The sequence below is a fragment of the Kribbella sp. genome, assembly GCF_035687465.1.
Taxonomy (GTDB): domain Bacteria; phylum Actinomycetota; class Actinomycetes; order Propionibacteriales; family Kribbellaceae; genus Kribbella.
In genome coordinates, this window is sequence record NZ_DASRXP010000074.1 from 1 (window position 1) to 11,013 (window position 11,013).

10 protein-coding genes are annotated in these 11,013 nt (G+C 67.0%); 6 read left to right on the forward strand and 4 right to left on the reverse strand.

The window, feature by feature from the left end:
* The 3 genes from VFG33_RS03705 to VFG33_RS03715 form a co-directional block, all read left to right on the forward strand.
* Window positions 1-249, forward strand: a 249-nt coding sequence (locus VFG33_RS03705; protein ID WP_325022374.1) for a tautomerase family protein, incomplete at its 5' end; no start/stop codon positions are given.
* Window positions 250-366: 117 nt separating this feature from the next.
* On the forward strand, window positions 367-1,302 hold the full coding sequence (locus tag VFG33_RS03710) for a GNAT family N-acetyltransferase (protein WP_325022376.1): 936 nt from the start codon (window positions 367-369) through the stop codon (window positions 1,300-1,302).
* A 17-nt stretch (window positions 1,303-1,319) separates the two neighbouring features.
* Window positions 1,320-1,667 carry an LLM class flavin-dependent oxidoreductase gene (locus tag VFG33_RS03715; RefSeq protein WP_325022378.1) on the forward strand — a complete coding sequence of 116 codons (348 nt, stop codon included), beginning with the start codon at window positions 1,320-1,322 and terminating at the stop codon, window positions 1,665-1,667.
* A gap of 71 nt (window positions 1,668-1,738) precedes the next feature.
* Here the strand turns inward: VFG33_RS03715 and katG are convergent, their stop codons facing one another.
* Both katG and VFG33_RS03725 read right to left on the reverse strand, forming a co-directional pair.
* A complete protein-coding gene (katG, locus tag VFG33_RS03720) occupies window positions 1,739-3,985 on the reverse strand; it encodes a catalase/peroxidase HPI (RefSeq protein WP_325022380.1) in 2,247 nt (748 codons plus the stop codon).
* 48 nt (window positions 3,986-4,033) lie between these two features.
* Window positions 4,034-4,411 carry a Fur family transcriptional regulator gene (locus VFG33_RS03725; protein WP_325022392.1) on the reverse strand — a complete coding sequence of 126 codons (378 nt, stop codon included), beginning with the start codon at window positions 4,409-4,411 and terminating at the stop codon, window positions 4,034-4,036.
* A gap of 228 nt (window positions 4,412-4,639) precedes the next feature.
* Here VFG33_RS03725 and VFG33_RS03730 point away from each other — a divergent pair, with 228 nt between their 5' ends.
* Window positions 4,640-5,278 (forward strand): hypothetical protein, encoded by a 639-nt coding sequence (locus VFG33_RS03730; RefSeq protein WP_325022382.1) that lies wholly within the window; start codon window positions 4,640-4,642, stop codon window positions 5,276-5,278.
* Here the strand turns inward: VFG33_RS03730 and VFG33_RS03735 are convergent.
* Window positions 5,275-6,435 (reverse strand): aminoglycoside phosphotransferase/kinase family protein, encoded by a 1,161-nt coding sequence (locus VFG33_RS03735; protein WP_325022384.1) that lies wholly within the window; start codon window positions 6,433-6,435, stop codon window positions 5,275-5,277. The genes VFG33_RS03730 and VFG33_RS03735 overlap by 4 nt on opposite strands.
* A 223-nt stretch (window positions 6,436-6,658) precedes the next feature.
* On the reverse strand, window positions 6,659-9,106 hold the full coding sequence (locus VFG33_RS03740) for a DUF8508 domain-containing protein (protein ID WP_325022386.1): 2,448 nt from the start codon (window positions 9,104-9,106) through the stop codon (window positions 6,659-6,661).
* A 299-nt stretch (window positions 9,107-9,405) separates the two neighbouring features.
* On the opposite strand from VFG33_RS03740, the gene VFG33_RS03745 reads away from it, so the two are divergent.
* Both VFG33_RS03745 and VFG33_RS03750 read left to right on the forward strand, forming a co-directional pair.
* Window positions 9,406-9,873 (forward strand): YybH family protein, encoded by a 468-nt coding sequence (locus VFG33_RS03745; protein ID WP_325022388.1) that lies wholly within the window; start codon window positions 9,406-9,408, stop codon window positions 9,871-9,873.
* A 621-nt stretch (window positions 9,874-10,494) separates the two neighbouring features.
* Window positions 10,495-10,746: a hypothetical protein gene (locus tag VFG33_RS03750; protein WP_325022390.1), complete on the forward strand. Its 252-nt coding sequence runs from the start codon at window positions 10,495-10,497 to the stop codon at window positions 10,744-10,746.
* Window positions 10,747-11,013: the final 267 nt, after the last annotated feature.

An 11,013-nucleotide genomic window follows, 5' to 3' on the forward strand; every position in this document is an offset into this window, starting at 1 on the left:
GTGCAGGTACTGACCAACAGCGGCGCGCTGGACCGCGACAAACAACTCGCGGTCGTCAGCCAGTTCACCGAGATCGTCACCAAGGCAGCCGGCGACACGGCCTTGACCGACCGCACCTGGGTCCTGCTCACCGAGGCCCCCGAAGGCGGCTGGGGCCTCGCCGGTCACGCCAACACGAACGAGGAACTGGTCACGGCAGCCCGCGCCCAGATCGCCGCACTATCGGCAGACAAGTCGTCCGACAGCTAGAGCCGTAGCAGGCAACGTTCACCCTGCCGGTCGTGACGACGTCTGCCGCCGCGGAAAACGGTTCGACGGCTTTGCGGAGTCCTGACACAGTGGCGCACCATGGCGAACTTCGAGCTGGTGACCGCCGCGGACGTGCAGCTCATGCAGGGCCTGGCGCAGCGGGTCACCGCCATCCGCCCGGACCTCATCAGCGCCGACGCGTCGTACGGCGAGCTGGCCTGGATCTGGGGCAAGGGGCACGCCAGCGACGGCGCAAGCTGGCCGCGTCGGCTGTGGTTTTCTGGCGGGGAGCTGGTGGCGTGGAGCTGGGCGTATCTTCCGCACCAGGTGAGGCGGAGCGACGGATCGGTGAAGGACGTCACCGGCGCCTATCTGGCGTATCAGGTCCATCCCGACCACGCCGGGCTGGTTGACGAGGTGATCGACTGGTACGACGCAACGGCGGCGGACCTCGAGCGCACGGTGATGCCGAGCGCCGCCGATCAGTTCGGCCTGTCGCGATGGGCGGCGCACGGTTACCAGACCGACCTGGCCTCGCTCGGCGACACCGGGTCCTGGACCCAGCTCAACGAGCGGGATCTCATCGACGTGGAGCAGCCGGTACTGCCCGACGGATTCCGGTTCCGCACCGCCGACGAGGCCGGGCCAGAGGCTGCAGTCAAGGCCCATTTGGACGCCTGGGCACCCTCGACCTACACGGCAGAGGGCTATCAGGGTGTCCGGCAGACGGCGGCGTATCGCGGCGACCTGCACATCCTGGTGGAGGCGCCGGACGGAACGAAGGCAGCCTCGACGATCATGTGGCTCGACGAAGCGAACAAGACCGCCGAATTCGAGCCAGTCGGGACGCATCCGGACTACCGCCGGCTGGGCCTGGGCCGGGCGATGCTTCTGCACGGGATGCGGCAGGCGCGGGCAGCCGGGGCCACGCACATGACGGTCGCCTGCCTGGGTGCGCCGGGGCATCCCAAGGCGCGCGGGCTGTACTACAGCGTCGGATTCCGGGAACTCACGCGGGACGCACCGCTCATCAAACCCAAGACCGCGGGCTGAGGACTGCCGCTCCGGTAGTGGCAGCGGAGCGTAGTACGGGCCGGGGGAATGGGAGTTCCGGTCGCGCCGCTATCCGCCGCGCGGCCCGGTACGGCGACGGGTGGGCGACGATCGGGATGCGGCCCGAGGAGATCACCACAAGCCTCGAGGAGATCAACCGCCTCGCCGCCGAGCTCGGGCGCCCGGCGATCAGGGCGACGCTCGTCGCGCCCCAATTGGACCCCAATCCGCAGCGAGCCGTGGAGCAATTGGCTAAGTACGAAAAAGCCGGCACCGAGCGCATAATCCTGGCACCAACCGGGCCAGACTGGCGCCGCGACCACGAGCTCGCCGCCAAACTACGCACCGCCTACGAAGTGGCCTAGTCACGCGGCTGCGCGGGGCGTAGTACGGGCTCGCCCAGGTCGGCCCGGGTGGGCCGACCTGGACGATGAGATCAGACGAGGTCGAAGCGGTCGAGCTCCATGACCTTGGTCCATGCCGCGGCGAAGTCGTTGACGAACTTCTCCTTGGCGTCGTCGCTCGCGTAGACCTCGGCGAGGGCGCGGAGCTCGGAGTTCGAGCCGAAGACCAGGTCGACCCGGCTGCCGGTCCACTTGACCTCACCGGCGGCGTCGCGGGCCTCGAAGGTCTCCGCGTCGCTGGAGGTCGGCTTCCAGTCGGTGCCGAGGTCCAGCAGGTTCGCGAAGAAGTCGTTCGTCAGCGAACCGGGAGTCTCGGTCAGTACGCCGGCCGACGATTGCCCGTGGTTCGCACCCAGTACCCGCAGACCACCGATCAGGACGGTCAGCTCGGGCGCGGTCAGGGTCAGCAGATTCGCCTTGTCCAGAAGGAGATACTCGGCCGGCAGCCGGTTGCCCTTCCCGAGGTAGTTGCGGAACCCGTCAGCGGCCGGCTCGAGCGCGGCGAACGAATCGCTGTCCGTCTGCTCCTGCGACGCGTCCACGCGCCCCGGGGTGAAGGCGACCTCGACGTCGTACCCGGCCTTCTTGGCGGCCGCCTCGACTGCGGCGGTCCCTCCGAGCACGATCAGGTCGGCGAGGGATACTTGCTTGCCCCCGGCATTGAAGGTCGCCTGGATGCCTTCGAGCGTACGCAGTACTGTCGCCAGCTCGTCGGGGTTGTTGACCTCCCAGCCGTTCTGCGGCTCGAGGCGGATGCGGGCGCCGTTGGCGCCACCCCGCTTGTCGCTGCCGCGGAACGACGATGCCGACGCCCAGGCGGTGGAGACCAGCTGGGAGACGGACAGCCCCGAGGCGAGGAGCTGAGCCTTGAGGGCGTCGATCTCGGCGTCCCCGATGACCTCGCCTGTCGCCGCGGGCAGCGGGTCCTGCCAGATCAGCGTCTCGGTCGGAACCTCCGGGCCGAGGTAGCGAACGATCGGACCCATGTCGCGGTGGGTCAACTTGAACCAGGCGCGGGCGAAGGCGTCCGCGAACTCGGCCGGGTTCTCCAGGAAGCGCCGCGAGATCGGCTCGTAGATCGGGTCGAACCGCAGCGCGAGGTCCGTCGTCAGCATCGTCGGCGGGCGGGTCAGCGAGCCGTCCTCGGGGTCCGGCACAGTGTTGGCGCCGGCGCCGTCCTTCGGCTGCCACTGGTTGGCACCGGCCGGGCTCTTGGTCAGCTCCCACTCGTGGCCGAACAGGTTCTCGAAGAAGCTGTTGCTCCACGTCGTCGGCGTGGCCGTCCAGGTCACCTCGATGCCGCTGGTGATCGCATCCCGGCCCTTGCCGCTGCCGTAGGTGTTCTTCCAGCCGAGGCCCTGCTCCTCGAGCGGCGCACCCTCGGGCTCCGCACCGACGTACTGCTCCGGGTCGGCCGCACCGTGGGTCTTGCCGAAGGTGTGACCACCGGCGATCAGCGCGACGGTCTCCTCATCGTTCATCGCCATCCGGCCGAACGTCTCGCGGATGTCGCGCGCCGAAGCGAGCGGGTCCGGGTTGCCGTTCGGGCCTTCCGGGTTCACGTAGATGAGACCCATCTGTACTGCGCCCAGCGGCTGCTCCAGCTCCCGGTCACCGGTGTAGCGCTCGTCTTCGAGCCAGGTGGTCTCGGGGCCCCAGTAGACGTCCTCATCCGGCTCCCAGACGTCCGGGCGACCGCCGGCGAAACCGAAGGTCTTGAAGCCCATCGACTCCAGCGCGACGTTGCCGGTGAGGATGAACAAGTCGGCCCAGGAGAGCTTCTGGCCGTACTTCTTCTTGACCGGCCACAGCAGCCGGCGGGCCTTGTCGAGGTTCGCGTTGTCCGGCCAGCTGTTCAGCGGCGCGAACCGCTGCTGGCCGGCCCCGGCGCCACCACGACCGTCGCTGATGCGGTACGTACCCGCGCTGTGCCACGCCATCCGGATCATGAACGGGCCGTAGTGACCGAAGTCCGCCGGCCACCAGTCCTGCGACGTCGTCAGCACCTCGGCGATGTCCTGCTTCACGGCGGGCAGGTCGAGGGTCTTGAACTCCGCGGCGTAGTCGAACTCCTCACCGAGGGGGTTCCGGACCGCGGGGTTCTTGGCGAGGATCTTCAGGTTGAGCTGGTTCGGCCACCAGCCCCGGTTCCCACCGCCGTACGTCGGGTGCGCCGCGCGACCGTGCGGAACGGGGCAGCCACCCTGGCCCTTCCCGCCCTCTCCTTGACTCTCCGGGGTTGACTCTCCGGGGAGTGGCTGGTGCTCCTGCTCAGACATCTGGGTTTCCTTCCGGGACTGGACGCTCTTCGGGGAAAGTCAGGTTGTTCATGCGGTGGAACAGTCGGCACAGAGGCCCCAGTAGATGACCTCGGCCTCGTCGATCACGAAGCCGTTCTCGTCGGACGCGGTCAGGCACGGGGCATGTCCGACAGCACAGTCGACATCAGCGATCACGCTGCACGACCGGCAAATCACGTGGTGATGGTTGTCTCCGACCCGCGACTCGTAGCGAGCCACGGATCCGGACGGCTGGATGCGCCGTACGAGCTTCGCGGCGGTGAGGGCGTGCAGGCAGTCGTACACGGCCTGGTGGGACACGTCAGGAAGTTCCGTCCGAACGGCACTGATGATCGTGTCCGTGTCGGCGTGCGGATAAGCATGCACTGCGGTCAGCACCGCCACCCGCGGACGCGTAACCCGCATGGCGGCCCCGCGCAGCAACTGCTGCAACTCCAAGCTCGACGGCACGCCCGCAGTCTTACTCGTTTTCTGGAACCAGTCAAGATTACAACCACGGCGTGTCGCCCGGGTGCAACGCTGGTGCGGCGCTTGGCGTCTCTAGGGGTGGGGGTGAACCTCATGCATCGAGGTCGAGCGCGGGTCCTTGCCGTGAGTGTTGTGATCGGGGCAGTTGTTGCGGGGTGTGGTGAGGTGACTTCGACTCCACCGATCGGGGAGCCGTGGAGGCCGACGCTGACTGCCGCCGACCTGGTCGTCCGGGATGGCGATCGCGTCGAGGTGACGGGACAGGTGATTGCGGCGCCGGCGCAGGCCGTGGTTTTCTGCCCTCCACGCGCGACGACATCGGATCTCCAGGTGCCGCCTGTGCTGCCTGGCGAGACGCCCAAGCCGATGGTCACACCGGTGCCGGCGTGCCCTGCGACGCTCGCGGTGGTGGTGACCGGGGTCGACCTTGATCGGCTGAGCTCGCCGGAGACAGTCCGAGGGACGCGGAGCGGCTGGGCGACCTTGCGGGGCACCTGGCATGGTCGAGCGATCGACGTCACCGAGCAGGCCGCACCCAAGCAGGAAACAGTTGCGACAGGCAACGTCGTACCGTGCTCAGCACCTCCGGAGGGACCGAAGGTGCTGAGCGAGGCCGAAGTTGACCGAATCGTCCGGCGCCTGGGTGATTTCGTTCGCGACGGTTCGATCGGTGGAGTGGCGATCGACACCCAGAACGGACGACTCACCGTCGCTCTGGACATCGTGACCGAGGAGCTCTACGAACAGTTCAAGGACCTGTGCCCCGATCCGCTCGCACTTGACCCGGTCGTTCGGCCGGTCTAGGTGTCGAGTGCTGCAAGGAGTTCTTGGAGCGAGGCGCAGCTCATGGGGTGGTTGAGGAGATCGAGGGTGCCGCGCTCGGCAACGTCGGCCTGGTCGGCGTTGGTCGGGTCGATGGCTTCACAGATCGTGTTGTACATCCAGTTGAGCCAGGCGGAGACCGCGACAGCGAAGGACGCCAGCTCGAGCTTGGGCCAGTGGCCGGCAGCTTCTTCATAGCCTTCGCGGAACGCCAGCAGCGCTTTGCGATTGAGCGTTGGCCGGAGTACCCACTGGCCCAGTGCCGAGCCGAGCTCGAGCTCCGGGGTCATCGATCCGGCGAAATCCCATTCGGTCACGACCAGCTCCTCGTTGTGTCCGATGCGGACATGCTCGGGGATCAGGTTGCTGTTACAGAGAATGAAGTTGCCGTCGGCATCGAGTTCGATCGTTCGCAGTTCAGCGAGGATCGGCAGGGCCTGGTTGAGCTGCTCGGCCCACGGCTTGCCGGCGGCACGAGCCCGATCGAGAAGGCGATCCCAGTCGGCCGCGGGCTTGCGGCAAGTCAGGTACCAGCCGAGCGGCGCTTCACTCGGAATCGCCAACGAGTGCAACACCCCGTACGTCGCGCCGATCTGCCGCGCCACCGCTACCGGCGTCGGCGTCACCGGCGTCGGCCCGACCTCGATCCACTCATGAACCCGCCAGTTCTGTTCCTGCACGGTTTCGATCAGTCGGCCGTCGGGACTGCGGACGGGAGTCGGGGCGACAACACCGGCGGCAACCGCCGCGTCGCGGAGTCGGGCACCGACCTCGGCCTGGGCATCGGTGATCCAGGGATAGACCGTGACAGCGAGCCAGCGACCGCGGTCGGTCGTGATCGACCAGCAGCGACCCATCGGAGTGAACGTGACGGGCGTGGCTGCGGCAGTGACATCACCGAGGCCGAAGGCTTTGGCCAGTGAATCGGCGAGCCCATCTGGTGCGACCGGCAGCTCTGCCGCCCGCCGCTCGGCTTCCGACTTCAGCTCGGTCCAGTCGCGCATCCCGTACTCCGCCGCCAAGGCCCGCTGGGCATCGGCAAGCGACGCCTGCGGGCTTGATTCGCGGAGTGCGGCCAGTAGGTCCTTGGCCTCTTTGCGCAGGAAACCCAGGCTTGGCTTGTCAGGCAGAAATCTCATCGCGCGTTCCTCTCGCGCCCGGACTCGCACGGGCCACAAGGGAGCGCGAACTCCACTCTGACCACTGGAAATGAATCGGGGTGGCTTCCAGCCTTCCGGCGAGTCTCGACGCAGCCCCTGCCACGTTGAACCCGACGGTAGCCGAACTCCGACAGCTCGGTCAACGAAGCCAAAGCAAGGAGCGCCCGCCCCCGTGAGAGAACGAGCGCTCCTGTCCAGGGAATTACTGGTCGACTACGGGACTGCCCGGGAGGCAGCGGGCCGGCAACGGGCTGCTGTCGCATCCCGTGAGGATCCGGACGATCTGGGGATCGTGATCGCTGGCCTGGTCGGAGAACTCGGAGTTGATGTGGACAACGCCGTACGAGTAGCCCTGGATCGCGGGGCTGATCAGGATGTGGTCGAGTACCTGGGAGTTGCCGTCGAAGATGTAGCTGTAGCGCTGGTCGACGGGCAGGGTCTCGATCAGCGGCTTGAGCAGGGCGCCGTTGTTGGTGACGCTCTGGATGGTCGGACTGAACTGGTAGTCGTTGAGGTCTCCCAGTACGACGACGCGGGCGCGGCCGGCGCTCTTGGTGGACAGATCCTGCACGAAGTCGCGAACCTCGGTGGCCTGCTTGAGGCGCTGCACCTCGGTACTGCGAACCGGCGGCTGGACGGCTGCCGACAGTGGGGAATCGCCACCCTTGGAGTTGAAGTGGTTGGCAACGACGAACAGTTGCTTGTTGCCGTCGTACAGGAACTCACCCACGAGCGGCTTGCGGCTGGACGGCCAGGCGTCGCTGGTGGGGTCGATCCGACCGGGCGAGACCGACAGCGCGACCTGGTTGCTGGTCGGGCGTGCGCGAACCACCGAGACGGCCGTTTCGGCGTCACCACCCGGGCGGTCGACGAACGTCGTACGGAGCGGGTTGAAGAGGAAGACCTGGCGGATGTTGCCGCCCGGCTCGCCGCCGTCGGTGTCGTTCTTCGGGTCGATCGAGCGCGAGGCGTAGGCAGGACCGCCCGCCGCCTGGATCGCCGCGACGAACCTCGCCACCGTCTGGTCGGCCGCGACGACGCCGTTGTCGGTCGCGCCGTTGTTGTCCTGGATCTCTTCCAGGGCAAGGATGTCGGGCGAGCCGAGGTTGGTGACGACTGCTTCGGCGAGCTTGTCGAACTTGGACTGCGGGTTGGTGGCGGCGAGGTTCTCGACGTTGTACGTCGCGACGGACAGGTCGCCTGCCTTCTTCGGCGGGAGCACCTTCTGGCGCTTGAGCCCGCTCTGGGTGATCGCGCCGAGCTCGGTCGCCTGCAGGACGTAGCCGCCGAACGACTGGTAGTCGAGCGGTCCTGTCGTGCCGGCGGCCAGAGTGGAGCCGACGTTCGCGGCCGGCGCACCGTTCAGCGCGAGGATCATGAGGCGGCCGCTGTTCTGGTCGTCGTACGACTTGTAGATGGTGCCGCCGCGCGGGGTCGGGTTCTGGCCCGGCTTGAGCGTCACCCACAGTTCGTCGAACTCGGTGTTGACCGGGCTGACCAGGCGGGTGTCCTGTCCGACGGTGATCCGCATGCCCTCATGGACCTCCAGCCAGTCCAGAACGTAGCTGGACGGCTCCAGCGGCTGGGCTTCAAGGCTGCCGCTCTTGGTGTAGGCGTCCGGAGAGACGATCGGGATCGCGGCCGGCAAGGCGTTGCCACCACTGAGCCTGATGGTGTTGATGGTGCCACCGAGTTCGGTGAGCGTCTGCGCACCGGTAGCCGGCCGGAATTCGGTGACGCGACCGGAGACGAGGACGGAATCGCCGGCGACGACCGTCGGTGAGGTCGAACCCATGAAGACGAAGATGCCCTCACTGGTCAGGCCGTCGGCGTCGACCGTGGGGTCCTGGAACCAGAAGCCGCGCACATTGCCGGTCACCCTGGTGGCCGTGACGATGCCAGGAACGTTGGTGACGTTCTGTCCGACGATCGGGGAGACCCGGCCGGAGCCCTGGATGTCGTGGATGCGAACGGTTCCGGGGGTCGGGTCGACGGGACCACCTGGGTCGCCGGCGTCGACCGTAGTACCGGCCGAGTTCGTTGCCTTCGGCACCCCGGAGATGAAGTCGGCAGCGTTGTTGTCAGTATCGGCAAGCGCTCCGGAGCGGGCGTCGGCCGTGGTGTTGGTGAGCGCGGGTGCGGCGGACGTCTCGACGTTCGCCGTCGCGCCGTAGCCGACCAGGTCCTTGACGCCCGGGGCAGTTGCGCAGGTAGTGCCGCAGCCGAGCAGCGGGGTCTGGTTCGTGACGAGCGCGACGACGCCTGAGGTAGCCGACATCGGGATCGTCCCGGTGGCGTCGGGCGCGGGCAGGACGGTGGTGCCGTTCGCGCCCGCCGCCTCCTGGACGAGGTACCTACCGTGCGCGGGGATGCTGCCAGTCAGCCTGGTCATCTGGAATGCCGTGCCCGCGGCCGAGGCGTACTGGACACTCCACGTCGACACGTCGATGGCGTTGTCGGTGGGGTTGGCCAGTTCGATGTAGTCGTTCGTGAAGATCGCCCCGGAGTTGCCACCGCCGCCGTACACGGCGGAGATGACGACGTCGGGCGAGAGGGCGTTCGCGGTACCGGGAAGCCCAAGCAGGGTCGCCGCAAGAGCGAGCGGCAGGATCGCCGCCACACTGCGCCGGCGTACTCCGGAATTTGCCACAGGTATTTGCTCCTCGATCGATTAGTGGTCCACCGAGGAGCATGCTGCTATGCCGATCCCGGCGACACCAGCGATGCCGATAATTCGCCACGATCTCCTCACTTGTTTCCTGCTTGTTCCACCGAAAAGGCGACCCGCTCGAAGCAATCGTTTGATCTGGTCACGGCGGACAGTTCTACCGCTACACCCCGCTACTCAATCCATTCCGCAATTCCGCAGACCCAATTCGGGGCCTGACATCCCGGTGGGCTACGTCGTCGGACTGGTGAGGCGAGCCGGTCTCTTGAGCGGAGGATGCGATGACGTCGAACGATTCCCAGGTCAGGGCACTCTTGGACAGCCGAGTCGATGCCTGCCAGAAAAAAGACCTCGAGCAACTCATGTCCCACTATTCTCCCGACGTCGTCTATTACGACGTCGTTCCCCCACTGCAATACGTGGGATCGGCCGACGTTCGCGGCAACTTCGAGCGATGGTTCAACGAATACACGGGCCCCATCAGCATGGAAACGCACGACCTGACCATTGCGACAGGTGCGGACGTCGCCTTCGCGCATATGCTTCACCTGAGCGGCGGAACGCGCAAGAACGGCCAGCAAAGCTCACTCTGGGTCCGATCGAGCGTTTGTTGCCGGCGCTCCGGCGAAACATGGTTGATCACGCACGAACACATCTCAGTCCCAATCAACCCCCAAAACCGCCAAGCCTGGTCCCCAGCCGAGGTCCAGGGCCCCGGCAAAGTCGTTGGGCGGGTTAGCACTGCTTGATCGTTTCGAGGGGCCGGTGGGGTCTTCGGGCGTTGTGGCGTAGGGCTTCGGCGATGTTGGTGGTGCCGGTGAGGCGCAAGATGGTGATGGCGGGGTTGCGCAGGCTGGCCATCACTTGGGGGCCGTTGTGGGTGCGGGTCTGGGATTGGTCTTTGCATGTCGCGGACCCAGTGCAGGCGGTCCTCGATCGACCAGTGTCCGCGGATGATCGCGGCCAGTTCGGCGGGGCCCGGCCTGGGCCGGGGTGAGGGAGGTGATCGCGGAGACGGTCTCGGTGGACCAGCATTTCTTACCGTTGGCTGGTCGGCGCCGGCGCACGATCTGGACGGCCTGGGCAGCGTGCGGGAACAACAGTCCAGCGGCCACGGCGGCGACCTTCAGGGTGCGTCGTTCAGCGCGTCCGTGGCCGCGGGTGCCGTGTCCGACCGGAGTGTCATGTTCTCAAGTGGTCGTCATCACCAAGTAGAGCCCGGATAGCCAGACACTGGACGGTGCAGCGACGCGACTGCACACTCAAAGGATGGACGGCGTGCGTAGCACCGCAGCGGCACTAGCAGTCGGTGTGAGCTTGTTGGCGGTGACCGGTTCACCGGCAAAACGCCCCAGATGGAGGTGGTTGGTGTGTCATCGGATCGACAGGGGCCACCCGAGCCGAACCCGCAGGAGCCACCCGAGCCGAACCTGCCTGGCCCGCTGGCACCGCTCGTCGGCAAGGATGGTCGACCGGTGCTCGATGAGGACGGCAACCAGGTGATGATCCCGGTCACACCGCCGGACGGGGCCGTTGCCGTGCTGCCGCCGGGGTCGACGCGTCGGATGGTGACATTCCCTGACGGCTCGGTGGGCGAACAGGTCACCATCGTCCCCAACTAACCGCACTTCCAACGCAGCGGCCCTCCAAGGGTTTCCGTTGGGCCGCTGTCTGTTGTCGGGCGGTGGTTGTCGCTGAGGTGATCGCGCGAGGACCAAGGCCGCCAGGCCGACCGACGTCGCTCAGGGAGTTCGGCCGTGCTGCTGCTTCACCGTCGCGGTGTAGGCGTGCCAGTCTCGACCAGCTCGGCGAGATGACTGCACCGCTGAAGTGATGCTCACACCCGGACCAACACCGGGGCCATGCCCGCGCCGCTACCCGCCCACACC